The organism is Pseudomonas sp. zjy_15 (assembly GCF_043101865.1).
GTDB classification, from domain to species: Bacteria; Pseudomonadota; Gammaproteobacteria; order Pseudomonadales; family Pseudomonadaceae; genus Aquipseudomonas; species Aquipseudomonas putida_Y.
Map to the genome: position 1 here is coordinate 94,298 of NZ_JBICII010000112.1, position 21,735 is coordinate 116,032.

General features: G+C 62.2%; 19 protein-coding genes. 8 read left to right on the forward strand and 11 right to left on the reverse strand.

The genetic code is table 11. From position 1 onward, the window contains the following. Nucleotides 1–26: 26 nt before the first annotated feature. The 6 genes from ACF8EF_RS22050 to cmoB all read left to right on the forward strand — a co-directional run bounded on the left by ACF8EF_RS22050 (nucleotide 27) and on the right by cmoB (nucleotide 8,748). Nucleotides 27–1,361 (forward strand): carbohydrate porin, encoded by a 1,335-nt coding sequence (locus tag ACF8EF_RS22050; protein WP_392460541.1) that lies wholly within the window; start codon nucleotides 27–29, stop codon nucleotides 1,359–1,361. A 30-nt stretch (nucleotides 1,362–1,391) separates the two neighbouring features. Continuing rightward, nucleotides 1,392–3,803 carry a glucose/quinate/shikimate family membrane-bound PQQ-dependent dehydrogenase gene (locus ACF8EF_RS22055; RefSeq protein ID WP_176682693.1) on the forward strand — a complete coding sequence of 804 codons (2,412 nt, stop codon included), beginning with the start codon at nucleotides 1,392–1,394 and terminating at the stop codon, nucleotides 3,801–3,803. Between the two features lie 203 nt (nucleotides 3,804–4,006). Then, the gene (lon, locus tag ACF8EF_RS22060) at nucleotides 4,007–6,424 is read left to right on the forward strand and encodes an endopeptidase La (RefSeq protein ID WP_176682692.1); all 2,418 of its coding nucleotides are present in this window, start codon (nucleotides 4,007–4,009) and stop codon (nucleotides 6,422–6,424) included. A gap of 145 nt (nucleotides 6,425–6,569) precedes the next feature. After that, a complete protein-coding gene (locus tag ACF8EF_RS22065) occupies nucleotides 6,570–6,962 on the forward strand; it encodes a protease inhibitor I42 family protein (protein ID WP_176682691.1) in 393 nt (130 codons plus the stop codon). Between the two features lie 89 nt (nucleotides 6,963–7,051). Continuing rightward, a complete protein-coding gene (gene cmoA, locus ACF8EF_RS22070) occupies nucleotides 7,052–7,795 on the forward strand; it encodes a carboxy-S-adenosyl-L-methionine synthase CmoA (RefSeq protein WP_021785730.1) in 744 nt (247 codons plus the stop codon). Beyond that, nucleotides 7,792–8,748 (forward strand): tRNA 5-methoxyuridine(34)/uridine 5-oxyacetic acid(34) synthase CmoB, encoded by a 957-nt coding sequence (gene cmoB, locus ACF8EF_RS22075; RefSeq protein ID WP_392460542.1) that lies wholly within the window; start codon nucleotides 7,792–7,794, stop codon nucleotides 8,746–8,748. The genes cmoA and cmoB overlap by 4 nt, the downstream gene beginning before the upstream one ends. 69 nt (nucleotides 8,749–8,817) lie before the next feature. Here the strand turns inward: cmoB and ACF8EF_RS22080 are convergent, their stop codons facing one another. After that, the gene (locus ACF8EF_RS22080) at nucleotides 8,818–9,021 is read right to left on the reverse strand and encodes a hypothetical protein (protein WP_176682689.1); all 204 of its coding nucleotides are present in this window, start codon (nucleotides 9,019–9,021) and stop codon (nucleotides 8,818–8,820) included. A gap of 310 nt (nucleotides 9,022–9,331) precedes the next feature. Here ACF8EF_RS22080 and ACF8EF_RS22085 point away from each other — a divergent pair, with 310 nt between their 5' ends. Continuing rightward, on the forward strand, nucleotides 9,332–10,006 hold the full coding sequence (locus ACF8EF_RS22085; RefSeq protein WP_176682688.1) for a heavy metal response regulator transcription factor: 675 nt from the start codon (nucleotides 9,332–9,334) through the stop codon (nucleotides 10,004–10,006). Beyond that, entirely contained in the window at nucleotides 10,003–11,385 is a 1,383-nt protein-coding gene (locus ACF8EF_RS22090) for a heavy metal sensor histidine kinase (protein WP_392460544.1), read from the forward strand. The genes ACF8EF_RS22085 and ACF8EF_RS22090 overlap by 4 nt, the downstream gene beginning before the upstream one ends. 126 nt (nucleotides 11,386–11,511) lie before the next feature. Here ACF8EF_RS22090 and pdxJ read toward each other — a convergent pair whose 3' ends face one another. The 10 genes from pdxJ to rpoE all read right to left on the reverse strand — a co-directional run bounded on the left by pdxJ (nucleotide 11,512) and on the right by rpoE (nucleotide 21,482). Then, a complete protein-coding gene (pdxJ, locus tag ACF8EF_RS22095; protein WP_218115272.1) occupies nucleotides 11,512–12,234 on the reverse strand; it encodes a pyridoxine 5'-phosphate synthase in 723 nt (240 codons plus the stop codon). A 61-nt stretch (nucleotides 12,235–12,295) separates the two neighbouring features. Continuing rightward, the gene (recO, locus tag ACF8EF_RS22100; RefSeq protein WP_176682686.1) at nucleotides 12,296–12,979 is read right to left on the reverse strand and encodes a DNA repair protein RecO; all 684 of its coding nucleotides are present in this window, start codon (nucleotides 12,977–12,979) and stop codon (nucleotides 12,296–12,298) included. Between the two features lie 121 nt (nucleotides 12,980–13,100). Continuing rightward, nucleotides 13,101–14,003 (reverse strand): GTPase Era, encoded by a 903-nt coding sequence (gene era, locus ACF8EF_RS22105; RefSeq protein ID WP_003252061.1) that lies wholly within the window; start codon nucleotides 14,001–14,003, stop codon nucleotides 13,101–13,103. Then, nucleotides 13,996–14,685 carry a ribonuclease III gene (rnc, locus tag ACF8EF_RS22110; protein WP_003252059.1) on the reverse strand — a complete coding sequence of 230 codons (690 nt, stop codon included), beginning with the start codon at nucleotides 14,683–14,685 and terminating at the stop codon, nucleotides 13,996–13,998. Before rnc ends, era begins: the two co-directional genes overlap by 8 nt. Before the next feature lie 163 nt (nucleotides 14,686–14,848). Beyond that, nucleotides 14,849–15,703, reverse strand: coding sequence for a signal peptidase I (gene lepB / locus ACF8EF_RS22115; protein WP_176682685.1), 855 nt, complete (start codon nucleotides 15,701–15,703; stop codon nucleotides 14,849–14,851). Nucleotides 15,704–15,708: 5 nt separating this feature from the next. Beyond that, complete coding sequence (gene lepA / locus ACF8EF_RS22120; protein ID WP_176682684.1) at nucleotides 15,709–17,508, reverse strand: translation elongation factor 4; 1,800 nt, start codon at nucleotides 17,506–17,508, stop codon at nucleotides 15,709–15,711. Between the two features lie 180 nt (nucleotides 17,509–17,688). Next, nucleotides 17,689–19,089: a DegQ family serine endoprotease gene (locus ACF8EF_RS22125; RefSeq protein ID WP_370844091.1), complete on the reverse strand. Its 1,401-nt coding sequence runs from the start codon at nucleotides 19,087–19,089 to the stop codon at nucleotides 17,689–17,691. A gap of 209 nt (nucleotides 19,090–19,298) precedes the next feature. Beyond that, a complete protein-coding gene (locus tag ACF8EF_RS22130; RefSeq protein ID WP_176682682.1) occupies nucleotides 19,299–20,264 on the reverse strand; it encodes a MucB/RseB C-terminal domain-containing protein in 966 nt (321 codons plus the stop codon). Between the two features lie 12 nt (nucleotides 20,265–20,276). After that, nucleotides 20,277–20,867, reverse strand: coding sequence for a sigma-E factor negative regulatory protein (locus ACF8EF_RS22135; RefSeq protein ID WP_209963777.1), 591 nt, complete (start codon nucleotides 20,865–20,867; stop codon nucleotides 20,277–20,279). 33 nt (nucleotides 20,868–20,900) lie between these two features. Next, entirely contained in the window at nucleotides 20,901–21,482 is a 582-nt protein-coding gene (gene rpoE, locus ACF8EF_RS22140) for an RNA polymerase sigma factor RpoE (protein ID WP_003252049.1), read from the reverse strand. Between the last annotated feature and the right edge of the window lie 253 nt (nucleotides 21,483–21,735).

A 21,735-nucleotide genomic window follows, 5' to 3' on the forward strand; every position in this document is an offset into this window, starting at 1 on the left:
CAATAATCAAAAGATAGCGCTATCTCATGCTCCAACTGCCTAAAACCTGTTACATCGGCCTCGCCCTCAGTGCCTTGGCAACCCCCGCCAGCGCCAGCGAAATGTTCGCCAGCGACTCCCCGTGGATGCTCGGTGACTGGGGTGGAACCCGCAGCGAACTGCTGGAAAAAGGCTACGACTTCACCCTTGGCTACACCGGCGAGATGGGCAGCAACCTGCACGGCGGCTACGACCACGACCGCACCGCGCGCTACAGCGACCAGTTCACCTTTGGCAGCCACCTGGACCTGGACAAGATCCTCGGCTGGCACGACACCGAACTCCAGCTGACCGTCACCGAGCGCCACGGCGACAACATCAGCAACGACCGCATCAACGACCCGCGTGTCGGCGGCTTCACCTCCGCCCAGGAAGTCTGGGGCCGCGGCGAAACCTGGCGGCTGACGCAGATGTGGATCAAGCAGAAGTACTTCGATGGTGCGCTGGATGTGAAATTCGGCCGCTTCGGTGAAGGCGAAGACTTCAACAGCTTCCCTTGCGACTTCCAGAACCTGGCCTTCTGCGGCTCGCAGGTGGGCAACTGGGTGGGTGGCATCTGGTACAACTGGCCAGTCAGCCAGTGGGCCCTGCGCGTGCGCTACAACCTTTCCCCTGAGCTGTACGCACAGGTCGGCGTCTTCGAGCAGAACCCTTCCAACCTCGAATCTGGCAATGGTTTCAAGCTCAGCGGCAGCGGCACCCAGGGTGCGGTAATGCCGCTCGAACTGGTATGGACCCCACGTATCCAAGGCTTGAAAGGGGAATATCGTGCCGGCTACTACTACAGTAATGCCAAGGCACAAGATGTTCTCAAGGACAGCAACGGTCAGCCGGCCGCCCTCAGCGGCGCCGCCTACCGCAGCAGCTCGAGCAAGCACGGCTTGTGGATTGGCGCCCAGCAGCAGGTCACCTCGCTGGCGTCCGACCAGTCGCGCGGCTTGAGCGTGTTCGCCAACGCCACGGTGCATGACAAGAAGACCAATGCCATCGACAACTATGTGCAGGCAGGACTGGTATACAAAGGGCCCTTCAATGCCCGCGCCAAGGACGACATCGGTTTCGCCCTGGCCCGCGTGCACGTCAACCCTGCCTATCGCAAGAACGCCCGCCTGGTCAACCAGGCCGCCGGCCTCTACGACTACGACAACCCAGGCTTCCTGCCAGTGCAGGACACCGAGTACAGCGCCGAGCTGTACTACGGCATCCATTTGGCCGACTGGCTCACGGTACGCCCCAACCTGCAATACATCCGCCACCCGGGCGGGGTGTCGCAGGTCGATGGCGCCCTGATCGGCGGCCTGAAGATCCAGAGCAGTTTCTAACCCCTTTTTTGACCTGACGGAGAACCTACGATGAGCACTGAAGGTGCGAACCAAGGAAGCCGCTGGCTACCGCGCCTGGTTGGCGCGCTGCTGTTGCTGATGGGCCTGGCCCTGCTGGCCGGCGGTATCAAGCTGAGCCAGCTGGGCGGATCACTTTACTACCTGATCGCCGGTATCGGCTTTGCCCTGTCGGGCATCCTGCTGCTGGCCCAACGCCGGATCGCCCTGGGCCTGTATGGCCTGGTGCTGCTGGGCAGCACCGTGTGGGCCCTGCTCGAAGTAGGCCTGGACTGGTGGCAACTGGTGCCACGGCTGGCTATCTGGTTCGCCATCGGCGTGGTGTTGCTACTGCCGTGGGCACGTCGCCCGCTGATCGGCCCAGCCAGCAAAGCCAACACTGCACTGCTCGGCGTGGCAGTGGTCGCTTCGGGCGCTTGCGCGCTGGCCAGCCAGTTCACCCATCCCGGTGAAGTGTTCGGCGAACTGGGCCGCGACAGCAGCGAAATGGCCAGCGCCGCCCCGGCCATGCCCGACGGCGAATGGCAGGCCTACGGCCGTACCGAGCATGGCGACCGCTACTCGCCGCTGCGCCAGATCACCCCGCAGAACGCCTACCGTCTGGAAGAAGCCTGGCGCATTCGCACCGGTGATCTGCCCACCGAAAACGACCCGGTGGAGCTGACTAACCAGAACACCCCGCTGAAGGTCAACGGCATGCTCTACGCCTGCACCGCGCACAGCCGCCTGCTGGCGCTGGACCCGGACACAGGCGCGGAAATCTGGCGCTACGACCCGCAGGTCAAGAGCCCGACCGGCACCTTCAAGGGCTTTGCCCACATGACGTGCCGTGGCGTCTCGTACTATGACGAAAACCGCTACGTCAGCCGCGACGGCAGCCCGGCGCCGAAAATTACCGACGCAGGCCAGGCCGTGGCCCAAGCGTGCCCACGTCGCCTCTACCTGCCTACCGCAGATGCCCGCCTGATCGCCATCAACGCCGACAACGGCAAGGTCTGCGAAGGCTTCGCCAACCAGGGCGTGATCGACCTCACCACCGGCATCGGCCCGTTCACTGCCGGCGGCTATTACTCCACCTCACCTGCTGCGATTACCCGTGACCTGGTGATCATCGGTGGCCACGTCACCGACAACGAGTCGACCAATGAGCCGTCCGGGGTGATCCGCGCCTACGACGTGCACGACGGCCACCTGGTGTGGAACTGGGACAGCAACAACCCGGACGACACCAAGCCATTGGCTGCCGGCAAAATGTATAGCCGCAACTCGGCCAACATGTGGTCGATCGCCAGCGTCGACGAAGACCTTGGCATGATCTACCTGCCGCTGGGCAACCAGACCCCGGACCAGTGGGGCGCCGACCGCACCCCGGGCGCCGAGAAGTACAGCGCCGGCGTGGTCGCACTTGACCTGGCCACCGGCAAGGCACGCTGGAACTACCAGTTCACCCATCACGACCTGTGGGACATGGACGTCGGCAGCCAGCCGACCCTGGTACACCTGAAAACCGACGATGGTGTGAAACCGGCGATCATCGTACCGACCAAGCAAGGCAGCCTGTACGTGCTCGACCGCCGCGACGGTACGCCAATCGTGCCGATCCGCGAGATCCCCACCCCACAAGGCGCAGTGGAAGGCGACCACACCTCGCCAACCCAGGCCCGCTCCGACCTCAACCTGCTCGGCCCAGAGCTGACCGAACAGGCCATGTGGGGCGCCACGCCTTTCGACCAGATGCTGTGCCGCATTCAGTTCCGCGAGCTGCGCTACGAAGGCCAGTACACCCCGCCATCCGAGCAAGGTTCGTTGGTCTACCCCGGCAACGTCGGTGTATTCAACTGGGGCAGCGTGTCAGTCGACCCGGTGCGCCAGTTGCTGTTCACTTCGCCCAACTACATGGCGTTCGTGTCGAAGATGATCCCGCGTGAGCAGGTTGCCGAAGGCAGCAAGCGCGAAAGCGAGACCAGCGGCGTGCAGCCGAACACCGGCGCACCGTATGCAGTGACCATGCATCCGTTCATGTCGCCGCTTGGTGTACCGTGCCAGGCACCCGCCTGGGGCTACGTCGCCGCCATCGACCTGTTCACCAACAAGGTGGTATGGAAACACAAGAACGGCACCACCCGCGACAGCACCCCGCTACCGATCGGCCTGCCGATTGGCGTGCCGAGCATGGGTGGCTCGATCGTCACCGCCGGTGGCGTCGGCTTCCTCAGCGGCACGCTCGACCAGTACCTGCGCGCCTATGACGTGAACAACGGCAAGGAGTTGTGGAAAGCGCGCCTGCCAGCGGGTGGCCAGGCCACGCCGATGAGCTACACCGGCAAGGACGGCAAGCAGTACGTGCTGGTGACTGCCGGCGGCCATGGCTCGCTGGGCACCAAGATGGGCGATTACATCATCGCTTACAAATTAGCTGAGTAAGCTACACCGCTCCCGCAGGCTCAACCCTGTGGGAGCGGCCTTGTGTCGCGATTGGGTCGCGCAGCTGCCCCAACGATCTAGAATGCTGGATGGATTCTGGGGCTGCTGCGCAGCCCAATCGCGACACAAGGCTGCGCCCGAACCATTGAAACCCATCCCTCCCCGCCCCATCTAAGCACCATAGTCATTCACGCAGGTGCCCCATGAGCGACCAGCAGGATTTCCCCGAACACCCTGACGAACACAGCGAAGTCGAACACACCCTCCAGGCCGAAGCCGGCCACGCCCTCGCCCTGCCCGGCCAGCAGCTGCCGGACAAGGTCTACGTCATCCCGATCCACAACCGCCCGTTCTTCCCGGCCCAGGTACTGCCGGTCATCGTCAATGAAGAACCCTGGGCCGAAACGCTCGACCTGGTGGCCAAGTCACCGGACCACTGCCTGGCGCTGTTCTTCATGGACACCCCGCCAGAAGACCACCGCCACTTCGACACCTCGGCACTGCCGCAGTACGGCACGCTGGTCAAGGTGCACCATGCCAGCCGCGAAAACGGCAAATTGCAGTTCGTCGCCCAGGGCCTGTCCCGGGTGCGCATCCGCAACTGGCTCAAGCACCACCGCCCGCCCTACCTGGTCGAAGTCGAATACCCGCGCCAGCCCGCCGAGCCGACCGACGAGGTCAAAGCCTACGGCATGGCACTGATCAACGCGATCAAAGAGCTGCTGCCGCTCAACCCGCTGTACAGCGAAGAGCTGAAGAACTACCTCAACCGCTTCAGCCCCAACGACCCTTCACCGCTCACCGACTTCGCCGCCGCGCTCACCTCGGCCACCGGCAACCAGTTGCAGGAAGTGCTCGATTGCGTGCCCATGCTCAAACGCATGGAAAAGGTACTGCCAATGCTGCGCAAAGAGGTGGAAGTCGCGCGCTTGCAGAACGAGATCTCGGCCGAGGTCAACCGGCAGATCGGCGAGCACCAGCGCGAATTCTTCCTGAAGGAACAACTCAAGGTCATCCAGCAGGAGCTGGGGCTGACCAAGGACGACCGCAGCGCCGACCTCGAACAGTTCGAACAGCGCCTGGAAGGCAAGACCCTGCCGCCCCAGGCACGCAAGCGCATCGATGAAGAGATGGGCAAACTGGCCATCCTGGAAACCGGCTCGCCCGAATACGCCGTCACCCGCAACTATCTGGAATGGGCCACCGCCCTGCCGTGGGGCGTGTACGGCAAAGACAAGCTCGACCTCAAGCATGCGCGCAAAGTCCTCGACCAGTACCATTCCGGCCTCGACGACATCAAGGAGCGCATCCTCGAGTTCCTCGCCGTGGGCGCCTGGAAAGGCGAAATCAGCGGTTCGATCGTGCTGTTGGTGGGCCCGCCCGGGGTGGGCAAGACCAGCATCGGCAAGTCCATCGCCGAATCGCTCGGCCGGCCGTTCTACCGCTTCAGCGTCGGCGGCATGCGTGATGAAGCCGAGATCAAGGGCCACCGCCGCACCTACATCGGCGCCCAGCCCGGCAAGCTGGTGCAGGCCCTGAAAGACGTCGAAGTGATGAACCCGGTGATCATGCTCGACGAAATCGACAAGATGGGCCAGAGCTACCAAGGTGACCCGGCATCAGCGTTGCTGGAAACCCTCGACCCCGAGCAGAACGTCGACTTCCTCGACCACTACCTCGACCTGCGCCTGGACTTGTCCAAGGTGTTGTTCGTGTGCACTGCCAACACCCTTGATTCAATACCCGGGCCGTTGCTCGACCGCATGGAAGTGATCCGCCTGTCCGGCTATATCACCGAAGAGAAACTGACCATCGCCAAGCGCCACCTGTGGCCCAAGCAACTGGAAAAGGCCGGCGTTTCCAAGACCAGCCTCAGCATCAGCGACAGCGCCCTGCGCCTGGTGATCGACGGCTATGCCCGCGAAGCCGGCGTGCGCCAGTTGGAGAAGCAACTGGGCAAACTGGTGCGCAAAGCTGTGGTCAAGCTGCTGGAGAACCCCGAAGCCAAGCTGAAGATCGGCGCCAAGGACCTGGAAACCGCGCTCGGCATGCCGGTGTTCCGCAGCGAACAGGTACTGGCTGGCAAAGGCGTGATCACCGGCCTGGCCTGGACCAGCATGGGCGGTGCCACGCTGCCGATCGAGGCGACCCGCATCCACACCCACAACCGAGGCTTCAAGCTGACCGGCAAGCTGGGTGACGTGATGAAGGAGTCTGCCGAAATTGCCTATAGCTACATCAGCTCCAACCTCAAACAATTTGGCGGGGATACAGGTTTCTTCAACGAAGCGTTCATCCACTTGCACGTACCCGAAGGCGCCACGCCCAAGGACGGCCCGAGTGCCGGCATCACAATGGCCAGCGCTTTGCTTTCACTGGCCCGCGACCAGCCTGCCAAAAAAGGTGTCGCCATGACGGGCGAGCTCACCCTCACCGGCCAGGTACTGCCGATTGGCGGCGTGCGCGAGAAAGTGATTGCTGCGCGGCGGCAGAAGATTTTCGAACTGATCCTGCCGGAGCCTAACCGCGGCGACTTCGAAGAACTGCCGGAGTACCTGCGCGAAGGGCTGACAGTGCACTTCGCCAAGCGCTTTGCCGACGTGGCGAAAGTGCTGTTCTAGCCTGAACCGGCCTCTTCGCGGGCAAGCCCGTTCCTACAGGGAACCCTTGCAGGAGCGGGCTTGCCCGCGAAGGGGCCGGCACAGGCAACACAAATTTCCTCGATCATCGGTTATCCTCAGGCCATCGCCAGCCTTCGGAGCCACCATGACCTCTCCTCGTCTGCTCGTTCCCCTGAGCTTCGCCCTGCTTTCTGCCTGCGCGCAACAATCCTCGCAGCCCGTTGACCTGGACGCCGAAAGCGAATGCCCCAAGCGCCTGCAGGTCGGTCAGATCCTGACGCTAACCCTGCCCAGCAACCCCACCACCGGCTACCGCTGGCTGGTACAGAATCCGGCGCCCAACGTGTTGCAAAGTCTTGGTCCCGAGGTTTACAGCGCGCCTGAAGACACCGGTATCGTCGGCAGCTCGGGCATGTCGACCTGGCGCTTCCAGGCCCGCGCGACAGGCGAAGGGAACCTGGTATTGGTCTACCAGCAACCCTGGGCCCCGGAAGTGCGCCCCGTGCAGACCTTCGATTGCGCCATTCGGGTCAATTGAACGCAAAGCGCTGGTCAGCCAACCATGCATCCAGGCTGCGGTTTGGCTAGAATGCGCCCCCTGCCTATCACCAGCCGCCTGGATTCGCCGTGAGCAAACAACCCGACCGCCTTTTCTCCCAACCCCTGGAGCAGGTGCCCGACTTCGTCTTCAACGAGGACGTCGTGCGTGTGTTCCCGGACATGATCAAGCGCTCGGTGCCCGGTTACCCAACCATTGTCGAAAACCTCGGCGTGCTGGCCGCTCGGTTCGCCCAGCCAGGCACCGCGCTGTACGACCTGGGCGCATCGCTGGGTGCCGTTACCCAGTCGCTGCGTCGCCATGTACGCAGCGACGGCTGCAGGGTAATCGCGGTGGATAACTCCGCCGCCATGGTCGAGCGCTGCCGCCAGTACCTCACTGCACAAGATTCGATGTTCCAGGAGTTGCTGCCGGTGCACGTGCTGGAAGCCGATATCCTTGCCCTGCCCTTCGAGCCCGCCTCGGTAGTGGCGATGAACTTCACCCTGCAGTTCATCGCCCCTGACCAGCGCCTTGAACTGCTCGGGCGCATCCGTCAGGCGCTGCTGCCCGGCGGCGCACTGATTCTCTCGGAGAAGCTGCGCTTTGCCGATGAGCAAGAGCAGGACCTGCTCAATGAACTGCACCTGGATTTCAAACGGGCCAATGGCTACAGCGAACTGGAGATCGCCCAGAAGCGCAGCGCCATCGAGAACGTGATGAAGCCCGATACACTCGAAGCCCACCAGGAACGCCTGCGCGCAGCCGGCTTCTCGAAAGTGGTGCCTTGGTTCCAATGCCTTAACTTCGCCTCGTTGATAGCCCTGCCATGATCGATCTGTCTCCCCTCGTCCGCCGCCTGGTGGGCACGCCCCTGGCTTCCTGGTCGCAAGGCCTGCAAGCGCAACTGGACGCCAAGCTGGAAAAGGGCCACGGTGACCTCGACCGCTGGCGCGGGGCGCTGGAAGCCCTGCCCGCCCTGCAACCCAGTGAAATCGACCTGGTCAACGGGTTACGTCTGGATTGCGAGTGCGACGACGCCACCCGCGCGCAGATGCGCCAGGCATTGATGGGCCTGTCGCCTTGGCGCAAAGGGCCGTTCGACCTGTTTGGCGTGCACGTTGACACCGAATGGCGTTCGGACTGGAAGTGGTCGCGGGTTGGCCCGCACCTGGACCTCAAGGGCAAGCGCGTACTCGACGTGGGCTGTGGCAATGGCTACTACCAGTGGCGCATGCTCGGTGCCGGCGCGGACATGGTGATCGGGGTCGACCCCAACTGGCTGTTCTTCTGCCAGTTCCAGGCCGTGCAGCAGTACCTGCCGGAGTTGCCGGCCTGGCACCTGCCATTCGCCCTGGAAGACCTGCCCGCCAACCTGGAAGGTTTCGACACCGTGTTTTCCATGGGCGTGTTCTATCACCGCCGCTCGCCCATCGAGCACCTGCTGGCGCTCAAGGACTGCCTGGTCAAAGGTGGCGAGCTGGTGCTGGAAACGCTGGTTATCGAGGGCGACGAAAACCAGGTGCTGGTGCCTGAGGACCGCTACGCACAGATGCGCAATGTCTGGTACCTGCCGTCGGTACCGGCGCTGGCCCGCTGGTTGCGCCGTGCCGGCTTCAGCGATGTGCGCTGCGTCGACGTAAGCGTGACCAGCGTCGAGGAACAGCGCAGCACCGAATGGATGCGCTACCAGTCGCTGAGCGACTTCCTCGACCCGAACGACCACAGCAAGACCGTCGAAGGCCTGCCAGCCCCACGCCGCGCCACCCTGCTGGCGCGCAAATAAAAAAGGCGCCCGCACGGGCGCCTGAATACACCTGCGTCGAGGAGCCGTCGCGGCGCAGGTGTTGTTACCTCAATCCTTGGCCACCTCACGCGCCTTCTCTTGCGCATTGCGCTCGCGCTCTGCAACAGCCTGTTGCTTGTCGCCGTGCAGTCGCTGCTGGTCTTCGCGGAAGGCTTGCCAGAACTGCCTGGAGCGCTCCGCACCGCCCTCGGCATAAACACTGGCGCTGCCCAGGGCAAGGGTGGCCAACAGCAGGTATTTGGTCAGGTTCATCGTGTTTGCCTCGTAGTAACCGATCGGACACGGCCATCCTAGCGAGGGCTGGCTAACGGCAAGGTGAGGCGGGGATTACAGTCCTGCAATGTGGCCTTGTGTGGACTGTTCGGGCCTCTTCGCGGGTAAACCCACTCCTACAGGAACGGGTTTATCCGCGAAGAGGCCCGAACAGACCGCCAGATAACAGCAGAATTACAAATCCGTTATCTGCATCGCAGGCCTTTTTTCATGCCGTAACATGGGGGCCCTTGACCCTGATGTCACTACAGGGTCAAGAATCGCCCCCTTTCAACACACCGAGCCCCCAATGCGCCTACTGATCATCGAGGACGAGCTGCGTACCGCCGACTACCTGCAACAAGGCCTGCGCGAAAACGGTTACGTGGTCGACTGCGCCCGCACAGGCACCGACGGCCTGCACCTGGCCCGCCAACAGGCCTATGACCTGATCATCCTCGACGTCAACTTGCCCGAAATCGATGGCTGGACCGTGCTGCAGCGGCTACGTGCCGAATCGGCCACCCGCATCATGATGCTTACCGCCCACGGTCGCTTGGCCGATCGGGTAAGAGGCCTGGACCTGGGCGCGGATGACTACCTGCTCAAACCTTTTGAGTTTCCTGAGCTACTGGCGCGCATCCGCAGCCTGCTGCGCCGCAACGACCAGCAACTGCAACCCAGCACCCTGCGCGTCGCTGACCTGGAGCTGGACCCCGGCCGCCACCGCGCCTACCGCGCCGGGCAACGCATCGACCTGACCGCCAAGGAGTTCGCCCTGCTGCACCTGCTAATGCGCCAGACTGGCGAAGTGTTGTCGCGCACGCAGATCATCTCACTGGTGTGGGACATGAACTTCGACTGCGACACCAACGTGGTCGAGGTCTCGATCCGGCGCCTGCGGGCGAAGATCGACGACCCGTTCGACAACAAGCTGATCCATACCCTGCGTGGTGTGGGCTACGTACTTGAGGCTCGCCTTTGAAAAACGCCAGCCTGTCGTTACGCCTGGGCCTGAGCGTTACATTGATGGGCGCCGCATTGGTGCTGCTGCTGGCCTGCCTGGCCGTGTTTGCCCTGGATCACGAACTGGACAGCCGCGCGCGCAAGGATTTGGCGCGCAAGATGCTTCAGGTCGAACACAACCTGCGTGTCGACCTGCGCAGCGAGGACCTGGGCAGCCGCGCCCATCCACTGCTGGATCTGGTGATGGGGCATGACAACCTGAGCCTCAGTGTACTGGCCCTCGACGGCCGCCACCCCCACCTGCTCAGCCTCGGCCCGGCCCTGGAATCGCGGGTCGGTGAACTGCACACCGATGCGCGCCTGGCCTTTCACGCCTGGCGTGACAGCGGCGGTAACCAGATCCTCACCGTTACCCGGCTGATGCGCCTGCGCGACAACACCCCCGTCAAGGTGATGATGTCGCTCAACCGCGCCGACGACAACGCCCTGCTGCAAGCCTACCTGCACTCCACGTTGCTCGCATTGCCACTGCTACTGGTTTTGATTGGTGCGGGGGCATGGTGGCTGATGCAGCGCGGCCTGAAACCGTTGCGGCACTTCCGGCGCATTGCCGGGCAGGTGTCGGCCCAGGACCTGCAGCATCGCCTGCCCGCTACCTGCTTGCCACAGGAACTGGCGGAACTGGCCGGCAGTATCAACGTGATGCTCGACCGCCTCGACCAAGGTGTCAGGCAGTTGTCGCAGTTCTCTGACGACCTGGCCCATGAACTGCGTACACCCTTGGGCAACCTGATGGGCAAGGCGCAGGTGACACTGGCCCGTGAGCGGGACAACGCCAACTATCGGGAAGTGCTGGAAGACAGTATCGAAGAGCTGACCCGGCTCAACCGCATCATCAACGACATGCTGTTTCTTGCCCAAGTCAGCCAGCCGCATACGCAGGTCGCATTGAAGCCCTTGGCGCTGGCCGACGAGGCAGCGCGGGTTGTCGAGCTGTTTGCCTACAGTGCCGAGCTGAAAGAGATTGAGCTAAGTGTTCAGGGCTGGGGAACAGCGCAGGGAGACCGGCTGATGTTTCAGCGGGCACTGTCGAACCTGTTGAGCAACGCCATACGGCACAGTCCGGAGGGTAAACCCATAGCTCTGCGCATCGAACGCTCGGGCAGCGAAGTACGGCTATCCGTGGAGAACCAGGGGCCGGGGGTGGCTGAAGAGCAACAGTCGCGCTTGTTCGAGCGGTTTTACCGGGTAGGTTCGGGGCGCTCGCGGCTGGAGGGCGGGACCGGGTTGGGGTTGGCGATCGTGAAGTCGATCATGCAGTTGCATGGCGGGCGGGTCGAGGTGAGCAGCTGCCCCCTGGGGCCTACCCGGTTTACCTTGGTGTTTCCTGCCGAGTGATCGGCCGCCTGTACCGGCCTCTTCGCGGGCTTGCCCGCTCCCACAGGTACCCCGCAGGCCTTGAGGCTGTGCAGCCCCTGTGGGAGCGGGCAAGCCCGCGAAGAGGCCGGTACAGGCGACCAACAATCAGCGCGAAGCCGCCACGATCAGCGCCTTCATTTCAGCCACAGCAGCCTTGAAGCCGACAAACAGGGCATGCGCCACCAGTGCATGGCCAATGTTAAGCTCATTGATACCCTTGATCGCCGCCACCGCCTCGACGTTGTGGTAGTGCAGCCCGTGACCCGCATTGACGATCAGCCCCTGCCCCACGCCAAACGCCACACCATCGACGATCCGCTTGAGCTCTTCAGCCACTTCGGTAGGGGTTTCGGCATCGGCATAACGACCAGTGTGAAGCTCGATGGCCGGTGCGCCAACCCGACGCGAGGCCTCGATCTGCCGCTCGTCGGCGTCGATGAACAGCGACACCTCGGCACCGGTACGCGCCAGCCGTTCCACTGCAGCCTTGATCCGCGCTTCCTGCCCCGCCACATCCAGGCCGCCTTCGGTGGTCAGCTCCTGACGGGTTTCGGGAACCAGGCAGATGTGCGCCGGGCGAATCTTCTCGGCAAAGGCCATCATCTCTTCGGTGACGCCCATCTCGAAGTTCATGCGGGTTTGCAGCACATCCTTGAGCAGCAAGACATCACGCTCCTGGATGTGCCGGCGGTCTTCACGCAGGTGCACGGTGATGCCATCGGCGCCTGCTTCCTCGGCGTCCAGGGCTGCCTTGACCGGGTCAGGGTAGCGCGTGCCACGGGCCTGGCGCAGGGTCGCCACGTGGTCGATGTTTACGCCAAGAAGCATGCGGTTGCTGTGAGTCACGAAAGGCTCTCCTGAAGATTGAGCCCAACAGCATACGTCCTGATCAGCGCTTGCGAAACAGTTCCCGGCTGACCAACGGTTTTGCCCCCAGGTGAACCGCCAGTGCCTGGCGCATCAGCCGCTTCGCGGCAAGCAAGGCGCCAGGGGCGTCCCAGTCGGTTTGGGCCAGGGCCAGCAGTTCGGTGCCACGGAACAAACCGGGCTGCGCCAGCTCTACCCGCTCCAGGCCGGCATCGACGCGCAAGCGGTACAGGCCATCGGCGGCAATGGGCTGCTCGTCGACGTCATGGTGCAAGGAAAACGCATAACCGAGTTCGTCCAGCAGCCGCCATTCGAACGAGCGCAGCAGGGGTTCCAGCGGGCGCCCGGCGCTCAGTGCCTGCAAGGTCAAGGCGTAGTGCTCGAACAGGGCCGGGAACGGCGCTTCGGCAGGCAGCAGGCGCATCAGCAGCTCATTGAGGTACAACCCGCTGAACAGGGCATCGCCGTGTAGCCAGGCGGCGATGCCGGTGCTGTCCATGCGGCCGACATTCTTCAACTCGCCGCGCCCACGCAGCTCCACCTCCAGCGACACGAACGGTCGCACCAGGCTGCCGCCCTTACCCCGTGCGCGACGCAACACGGCACGCATGCGGCCCTGCGGGGTGAAAAAGTCCACCAGCGCGCTGGTTTCCTTGTAGGCACGGCTATGCAGTACGTAGGCTGGCTGGGGGGTGGGTTGGTCCATGCACTATCTCTGGAGCCTGATGTACGTGTGGGAGCGGGTGTGCCCGCGAAAGCGTCAGTGAACCCACTATCGCATTCGCGGGCACGCCCGCTCCCACAGCAATAACCGACCGGTCAGGTAATTACAGGTCGCCGTAGCCCAGCGAACGCAGTGCACGCTCGTCGTCGGACCAGCCGCCCTTCACCTTGACCCACAGGTTGAGCATGACCTTGGAATCGAACAGCACTTCCATGTCCTTGCGCGCCTCGGACCCGATGCGCTTGATGCGCTCGCCCTTGTCACCAATGATGATTTTCTTCTGGCCGTCGCGCTCAACCAGGATCAGCGCGTGAATGTGCAGCACATGACCCTGCTGCTTGAATTCCTCGATTTCGACGGTGATCTGGTACGGCAGCTCCGCACCCAACTGGCGCATGATTTTCTCGCGTACCAGTTCAGCGGCGAGGAAGCGGCTGCTACGGTCGGTGATCTGGTCTTCGGGGAAGAAATGATCGTTCTCGGGCAGGTGCTTGGCGATCTGTGCTTCCAGCGCTTCAAGGTTGTGCCCCTGCTGCGCGGAAATCGGCATCACCTCGGCGTTCGGCAGTTGCTCTTGGAGCCACTGCAGGTGCGGGATCAGCTCGGCTTTCTCTTCCATGCGGTCGGTCTTGTTGACTGCGATGATCAGCGGGCCGGTCACATACTGCACGCGCTCCAGAACCAGCTGGTCCTCGTCGGTCCACTTGGTACGGTCGACCACGAAGATAACCACGTCGACGTCCTTGAGGGCTGCCGAGGCGTTGCGGTTCATGTAGCGGTTCAGTGCCTTGTCGTTGGCCTTGTGCATCCCCGGGGTATCGACATAGATCGCCTGCACATCACCTTCGGTCTTGATGCCGAGCATGTTGTGGCGGGTGGTCTGGGGCTTGCGCGAGGTAATCGCCAGCTTCTGACCGAGGATGTGGTTGAGCAGGGTCGACTTGCCGACGTTGGGGCGGCCGACAATGGCTACGTAGCCGCAGCGGGTCGGGTTGCTATCAGTCATTGCCATTCTCCACGCCCAGGGCGATCAGTGCAGACGCGGCGGCGACTTGCTCGGCAATACGCCGGCTAACGCCCTGACCACGGCTCTTGTTGTTCAGCAGTACCACTTCGCATTCGACGAAGAAGGTCCGGCAGTGTGGTTCACCCTGGATATCCACTACTTCGTAACGCGGCAGCTCACAGCTGCGCGACTGCAGGAACTCTTGCAGGCGGGTTTTCGGATCTTTATTGGTGTCGACCAGTGTCAGGCCTTCAAACTCATCGGCCAGCCAGGCCAGGATGCGCTCCCGGGCGGTGTCCATGTCAGCGTCCAGATAGATGGCACCAATCAGTGCCTCCAGGGCGTCGGCCAGGATCGACTCGCGGCGAAAGCCGCCGCTCTTGAGTTCTCCGGAACCCAGGCGCAGGTAATCGCCCAGGTCAAATCCACGGGCTAGACGGGCCAGGGTCTCACCCTTGACCAGCCGCGCACGCAGCCGCGACAACTGGCCTTCACGGGCCTGCGGAAAACGCTCGAACAGCGCTTCACCGGCAACGAAGTTGAGAATGGCGTCACCGAGGAACTCCAGGCGCTCATTGTTGCGCCCGGCGTAACTGCGATGGGTCAGCGCCAGGAGCATCTGGTCCTGGTTCTTGAAGGTGTAACCGAGCTTTCGCTCCAGACCGGCAAGGGAAGCACTCATGCGGCCACCCGATCGTTGTTCAACGCGTTGTTCAAATCAACATCCTGAAAGACTGTTTGGCTGTGGTCCGCCGATCGATCTGCGGCGAATCTCCCGATCCCTGAGAACACAGCCTATGTCAGAAATGCATTCGGCGCTGCCTGCTGGACAGCGCCGATGGGTATCAATGGATCAGGCCAACCCGCGACAGGTTGGGCAAGTGGCTGAGCTTGGGCTCTGGCCAGCTCATCCACACCGCGAAGGCCTTGCCGACAATGTTCCGGTCCGGAACCATGCCGTGCAGTTCCTTGGGAATGTTTGGGTCATCCCAGAAACGGCTATCGTTGGAGTTGTCGCGGTTGTCGCCCATCATGAAGTAATGGCCCGCTGGCACGGTCCACTGCTGGTCCGGCGGCATGCGATAACGGCTCATTTCCTTGCGGATCAGGTGCTCGGTCTCGCCGAGCTTTTCCTTGTACAGCTGAGCGCTGCCCAGGGTACCCGGCTCGCTGCCCACCAGTTGTTCGGCAACGGACTGACCGTTGACGAACAGCCGCTTGTCGTTGGTGTAGCGGACCACGTCACCCGGCAGGCCGACCACACGCTTGATGTAGTTGACATTCGGGTCGCTCGGGTAGCGGAACACCATCACATCCCCGCGTTGCGGGTCACCGACCGCAATGACCTTCTTGTCGATCACCGGCAGGCGAATGCCGTACGAGAACTTGTTCACCAGGATGAAGTCGCCCACTTCCAGGGTCGGCTTCATCGATCCCGAAGGGATCTGGAACGGCTCGACCAGGAACGAACGCAGCACCAGCACGATGAACAGCACCGGGAAGAACGACTTGCCGTACTCGACCAGCAACGGCTCCTTGTTCAGCCGTTCGACCACCGCCATCTCAGGCTGGCTGACGCTGCCTTGATAGTTGGCGATTGCCGCACGCCGGCGCGGAGCCAGGAACAGCAGGTCGATCAAGCCCAGCAGACCGCAGATGAAGACGGCGATGACTAGCAACAGCGGGAAATTTAGCGACATAGGACCTAGCTATCCAACCTGAGCACGGCGAGGAAGGCTTCTTGTGGAATTTCCACATTGCCCACCTGTTTCATGCGTTTCTTACCGGCCTTCTGCTTCTCCAGCAGCTTTTTCTTACGGCTGACGTCACCGCCGTAGCACTTGGCCAGTACGTTCTTTCTGAGCGCCTTGACGGTTGTCCGCGCAATGATCTGGCCGCCAATGGCTGCCTGGATCGCTACGTCGAACATCTGCCGAGGGATCAGTTCCTTCATCTTCTCGGTCAACGCACGGCCTTTGTAGGCCGCGTTGTCGCGGTGCACGATCAATGCCAGGGCATCGACCTTGTCGCCGTTGATCAGTACATCCAGCTTGACCAGGTTGGCCGACTGGTAGCGGTCGAAATGGTAGTCCAGCGAAGCATAGCCGCGGCTGGTGGATTTGAGACGGTCGAAGAAGTCGAGCACCACTTCGTTCATCGGCATGTCGTAACGCACCTGCACCTGGCTGCCGAGGAACTGCATGTCGCGCTGTACGCCACGCTTCTCGATGCACAGGGTGATGACGTTGCCCAGGTGCTCTTGCGGGACCAGGATGGTCGCGGTGACGATCGGCTCGCGGAAGTCGGCTACAGCCGAGACGTCCGGCAGCTTGGACGGGTTGTCGACGACGATGGTTTCGCCGGTTTTCAACTCCAGCTCGTAGATCACGCTTGGTGCGGTGGTGATCAGGTCCAGGTCGTACTCGCGCTCCAGGCGCTCCTGGATGATCTCCATGTGCAACATGCCCAGGAAACCGCAACGGAAGCCAAAGCCCAGCGCGTCGGAGCTTTCCGGCATGTACTGCAGCGAGGAGTCGTTCAGGGTCAGCTTCTGCAAAGCGTCGCGGAAATCCTCGAAGTCGTCGGAGCTGACCGGGAACAGGCCGGCGTAGACCTGCGGCTGGATCTTCTTAAAGCCTGGCAACACTTCGACCTCAGGGGTCGAGGACAGGGTCAGGGTGTCGCCAACCGGGGCGCCGTGAATGTCCTTGATGCTGGCGATGATGAAGCCTACTTCACCGGCTTTCAGATCGGCAGTCTGGGTATGTTTCGGGGTGAAGACACCGACGCTGTCGACCAGGTGCACCTTGCCGGTGGACTTGACCAGGATCTTGTCGCCTTTCTTGACGCGGCCCTGGCGCACGCGCACCAGCGAGACCACACCCAGGTAGTTGTCGAACCAGGAGTCGATGATCAGGGCTTGCAGCGGTGCATCGATCTCGCCTTTCGGCGCGGGGATGGTGTGCACCAGGCGCTCGAGCACCTCGTCCACGCCCATGCCGCTCTTGGCGCTGCAGGCTACGGCGTCGGTGGCGTCGATACCGATGATCTTCTCGATCTCGTCCTTGACACGGTCAGGGTCGGCCTGGGGCAGGTCCATCTTGTTCAGGACCGGCATGACCTCCAGGCCCTGCTCAATGGCGGTGTAGCAGTTGGCTACGGACTGGGCTTCCACGCCCTGGCCGGCGTCGACCACCAGCAGCGCCCCCTCACAGGCCGCCAGCGAGCGCGAGACTTCGTAGGTGAAGTCGACGTGGCCGGGGGTATCGATGAAGTTCAGCTGGTAGATCTTGCCGTCCTGCGCCTTGTAGTGAAGCGTGACGCTGTGGGCCTTGATGGTGATACCGCGCTCACGCTCCAGGTCCATGGAATCGAGCACCTGGGCTTCCATCTCGCGCGCCGTCAGGCCGCCGCACATCTGGATGAAACGGTCAGCCAGCGTCGACTTGCCATGGTCGATGTGGGCGATGATGGAGAAATTGCGGATATGACTCAAATCACTCACGGGTCAACACTCGAAAAGGCTGCGAGCCGGACGCCCGCCGAAAAATAGCCGGGAATTGTACCTTAAGCTGCTGGGTTATGGGAGATTCCTCTGTCCGACTGTACACAGCAATCATTCCCGCAATTGTGAATATTCATGAAAAAGGGCAGCCGAAGCTGCCCTTTCGCCTTGCGAAACCGCTTATTCAGCGAGCTTGAAGGTGATGAAGCTGGCGCGGCCCTGACGCAGCACGCGCATCGACACAGAACGGTTCTTCGGCAGTTCCTTGGCGATTTCGGTGAATTCCTTGGCCGAACCGATGGCCTGGTTGTTCAGATGGCTGATGACATCACCCGGGCGCAAGCCGATCATGGCTGCCGGGCCATCCTGCACTTCCTTGATGACCACGCCACCTTTGAGCTCCAGCGATTTTTTCTGCTCGGCGGTCAGGTCGGCGACCGATACCCCCAGGCGGTTGCTGCTGCGCTCGGCGCTGCCGTCGGCACCGGTGCCGATGTCGACGTCGTCGTCCGGCAGTGCACCGACGCTGATGTTGAGGGTCTGGCGTTTGCCGTTGCGGATGATTTCCAGCTTGGCCTTCTCGCCATCCTTGAGGCTGCCAACCAGGTGCGGCAGATCGGCCGACATGACGATTGGCTGACCGTTCATGCTGAGGATCACGTCGCCCACCTGCAGGCCACCCTTGGCCGCCGGGCCGTCTTCCAACACCTGGGCCACCAGGGCACCCGCCGGCTTGTCCAGGCCGAACGATTCAGCCAGGTCCTTGTTGACCTCCTGAATCACCACGCCCAGCCAGCCGCGGCTGACCTTGCCGTCTTTCTTCAGCTGGTTGGAGACATCGATCGCCACATCGATCGGGATGGCGAACGACAGGCCCATGAAACCGCCAGAACGGGTGAAGATCTGCGAGTTGATACCCACCACTTCGCCTTTCATGTTGAACAGCGGGCCGCCGGAGTTACCCGGGTTGATGGCAACGTCGGTCTGGATGAACGGTACGTAGGTGTCATTGGGCAGGGTCCGGCCCTTGGCGCTGACAATACCTTTGGTCACCGAATGGTCGAAGCCGAACGGGGAACCGATGGCCAGTACCCACTCGCCCACCTTGAGCTTCTCGGAATCACCCAGCTTCACGGTCGGCAGGTTCTTGCCGTCGACCTTCAGCAGCGCCACGTCGGTACGCGGGTCGGTGCCGACCAGCTTGGCCTGCAGCTCGCTGCGGTCCGACAGGCGGACGATGATCTCATCAGCATCGGCCACCACATGGTTATTGGTCAGCACATAGCCATCACTGGAGATGATGAAGCCCGAGCCCAGCGACTGTGCCTCGCGCTGGCGGTCGCCGCGCGGCGAGCGCGGCTGCTGTGGCATGTTGCGCTCGAAGAATTCACGGAACATCGGCGGCAGGCCTTCCAGGTCCGGCATCTGACCTGCCGCGATCCGGCGGTCAGGCAGCTTCTGCTTGGTACTGATGTTGACCACCGCCGGCGAAGCCTGCTCCACCAGGGTGGTGAAGTCCGGCAGGGCTTCCTCGGCCTGGGCGGTGAGTACCTGGCCGAGCATCAGCACAGCAGCGAACATTATTAGGTAGGATTTCAAGCGTGGTATTGACATACGACTCCCGTCACAACGAGCGGTAGTTTAGAAAGACCCCTGCACAAAGCAGAAAAGGCCAGGCTCTTCAAAGCCTGACCTATAGAAAATTTGCCGATAGATTGCAAATGACAATGCTTTAATTTCATTTCAGCCGCATGACCGCCCACCTTGGCTCAACCCGCAAAAACGTGCCATTACTGGCGCGCCTGGGCATCCTGGGGGCGCATCGACAGGGCGACGCGCTCTGCCGTACCCAGCGGGATTTCGCCAACCACGGTCACCATCACTTTGCCCTTTGGTGTATTCAGGCGACGCGAAACCGCCGAGGTCGGGCCTAACTGGGTGCGCATGTCGGTGCCGCCATCATCGCTCACTTGCTCGATGAATACCGAAAAACGCGCCAGGCCGTCGTCGTACATCAGGCTGCTGACCGAACTGTTGCGCTTGGGATCGCGGCGTACCGAGCTGTTGACCAGCTCGAAACCGGGTGGCAGCCAGTCCGAACGCCAACCCGCGGCGCTATCATTGCTCCCGGCCGCCAGTTGCTGCACTGGCTTGCAAGCAGCACCTGGACGCAGGTCTGCGTCGCTGGGGATGTCATCGATATCGAGACGGGTCATCTGGAAGCGTTCCAGCAACTGCCCCTTGTCGTTGAGCATCAACGAACGCAGCGGCAAGCCCGAGTGACGGTCCAGATGCAATTCGAAAGCATAGCGGTGCTGATCGCGTGGAGTGAGCGTGATGATCACGGCATCGCGCCCGGCGACCCGCGACTTGCCTGCCACACTCAAATCGTACCAGCCCATCAGTTTCAGCGGATCAAGCACACGCGGTGCGGTGTCCGGCGGCGCCATGACACCGCTGGCCAAGGCCCCACTGACGCACTCCACCTTGCCATCCACGCGCACGATTTCCTGGGCGGTGCCATCAAGCTGCAACAGCCGCTCGCTGACTTTGCCGTCCTCGACCCTGTGCCAGATGTCGTGAGAGGAGAAACTGCCATTGCGTTCGTAGACGAACGAACCTTGATAGCTCTGTTTTTGCTCGGCCTGTGCCAGCTTGTTCAGCCACTCACTCGCCTCAGGCGAAGAATTGGCCGCCAATGCTGGCACCGTCATGCAGCTGCCAATCAGCAGCGACAGGAGAGGTAGCGCGCGCATGATCCTCCTTACTTAACGGTTTTCCAGGCTGGCGGCGCGGGCATACGGCAATGCGGTTTCAGTGCCCTTGAGCGCAGATTCCTGGGCATGCTGGCGCAGGTAGCCTGGCAGACGCTGATCCCAGCCGGCCTGGTTCTGCAGCACGCCATTGGCCATTGGCCCGGTCGGTTGCTCACTGCTCTCACTATAGCCTGCCAAAACGGCCGGGCCTTGCGCTTGTGGCACACTCAGGCCTTGCTGGACTGGCTGCTGGGCAGCAAGCTCAGCCCCAGTGATCTCGTCCTGGTTGTACATACGTACACCAGCCAGCACCGCCACGGTAACCGAGGCCGCTACCGCCAGACGGCCAATGCTGCGCCAGGGGCCTTTCTTGACCTTGGCTGGCACGGCTTCGTCGGCCAGTGCAGCAGACACCGCCGATGCGATATCCAGATTAGGCAGCAGCAGCTCCTTGTGCATGGCTGCACGGGCAACCTGGTAACGCGACCAGGTGGCACGGGTTTCGGCTTCGTCGACGGCGTTCAACACCCGACGCAATTCCAGTTCATCCGCTTCGTTATCCATCACCGCGGACAGCGATTCCTGCAAAGCTTCACGACTCATGGCGGTTCCTCTCTTGGCGCTGTCGCCGCTGTCTCAGGTTTCCTGCAACAACGGCTGCAGGGCTTTATCTATGGCCTCCCGAGCGCGGAAGATTCGAGAGCGCACGGTACCCACCGGACATTGCATGACACTGGCAATGTCTTCATAACTCAGCCCGTCGAACTCGCGTAGCGTCAATGCCGTACGCAGGTCTTCGGGCAGTTGCTGGATGGTGCGATGGACGGTGCCTTCGATTTCATCCCGCAACAACGAGCGCTCTGGTGACTCGAGATCCTTGAGGCCATGATCGCCGTCGTAAAACTCCGCATCCTCGGAGCTCACATCACTGTCTGGCGGCCGTCTTCCACGGGACACCAGGTAGTTCTTCGCCGTGTTGATGGCGATGCGGTACAGCCACGTATAAAACGCACTGTCGCCGCGGAAGTTGCCAAGCGCACGGTAGGCCTTGATGAAGGCTTCCTGTGCTACATCCTGGGCCTCGTGGGTATCGTGGACAAACCGCACGATCAACCCGAGAATCTTGTGCTGATACTTCAGCACCAACAGATCGAAAGCTCGCCTGTCGCCGCGCTGCACGCGCTCGACAAGCTGCTGATCCTCTTCCTGGGTTAGCATGAACACTCCTCAGTGAACTCGAAGGAGCGTTGCATCAGCCATCGTTCAGGCTTGCAACCATAGACTCGGGCTTTGCGCAAAAGTTCTCCCCTCCAAGCAAGTTTCCTGCAGCCCTTGGTCGGCTTGCACGGAAGACGCGGCGCGGTCACGGCCGGCTACGTCGATAATCAGGTTTCAAATACGCAGGGGTAAAGCCCGGAAAGGCCTGCCGCCCTGCGTCGCCGCGGCAAATTGTGGCGTGCGGGCAGCCTTC

What these genes read in the sequence shown, in the direction of transcription:
- ACF8EF_RS22050 (WP_392460541.1), top strand. Translation starts at nt 27, where the DNA reads ATGCTCCAACTGCCTAAAACCTGTTACATCGGCCTCGCCCTCAGTGCC.
- ACF8EF_RS22055 (WP_176682693.1), top strand. Translation starts at nt 1,392, where the DNA reads ATGAGCACTGAAGGTGCGAACCAAGGAAGCCGCTGGCTACCGCGCCTG.
- lon (WP_176682692.1), top strand. Translation starts at nt 4,007, where the DNA reads ATGAGCGACCAGCAGGATTTCCCCGAACACCCTGACGAACACAGCGAA.
- ACF8EF_RS22065 (WP_176682691.1), top strand. Translation starts at nt 6,570, where the DNA reads ATGACCTCTCCTCGTCTGCTCGTTCCCCTGAGCTTCGCCCTGCTTTCT.
- cmoB (WP_392460542.1), top strand. Translation starts at nt 7,792, where the DNA reads ATGATCGATCTGTCTCCCCTCGTCCGCCGCCTGGTGGGCACGCCCCTG.
- ACF8EF_RS22080 (WP_176682689.1), bottom strand. Translation starts at nt 9,021, where the DNA reads ATGAACCTGACCAAATACCTGCTGTTGGCCACCCTTGCCCTGGGCAGC.
- ACF8EF_RS22085 (WP_176682688.1), top strand. Translation starts at nt 9,332, where the DNA reads ATGCGCCTACTGATCATCGAGGACGAGCTGCGTACCGCCGACTACCTG.
- pdxJ (WP_218115272.1), bottom strand. Translation starts at nt 12,234, where the DNA reads ATGCTTCTTGGCGTAAACATCGACCACGTGGCGACCCTGCGCCAGGCC.
- recO (WP_176682686.1), bottom strand. Translation starts at nt 12,979, where the DNA reads ATGGACCAACCCACCCCCCAGCCAGCCTACGTACTGCATAGCCGTGCC.
- era (WP_003252061.1), bottom strand. Translation starts at nt 14,003, where the DNA reads ATGACTGATAGCAACCCGACCCGCTGCGGCTACGTAGCCATTGTCGGC.
- rnc (WP_003252059.1), bottom strand. Translation starts at nt 14,685, where the DNA reads ATGAGTGCTTCCCTTGCCGGTCTGGAGCGAAAGCTCGGTTACACCTTC.
- lepB (WP_176682685.1), bottom strand. Translation starts at nt 15,703, where the DNA reads ATGTCGCTAAATTTCCCGCTGTTGCTAGTCATCGCCGTCTTCATCTGC.
- ACF8EF_RS22125 (WP_370844091.1), bottom strand. Translation starts at nt 19,089, where the DNA reads ATGTTCGCTGCTGTGCTGATGCTCGGCCAGGTACTCACCGCCCAGGCC.
- ACF8EF_RS22130 (WP_176682682.1), bottom strand. Translation starts at nt 20,264, where the DNA reads ATGCGCGCGCTACCTCTCCTGTCGCTGCTGATTGGCAGCTGCATGACG.
- ACF8EF_RS22135 (WP_209963777.1), bottom strand. Translation starts at nt 20,867, where the DNA reads ATGAGTCGTGAAGCTTTGCAGGAATCGCTGTCCGCGGTGATGGATAAC.
- rpoE (WP_003252049.1), bottom strand. Translation starts at nt 21,482, where the DNA reads ATGCTAACCCAGGAAGAGGATCAGCAGCTTGTCGAGCGCGTGCAGCGC.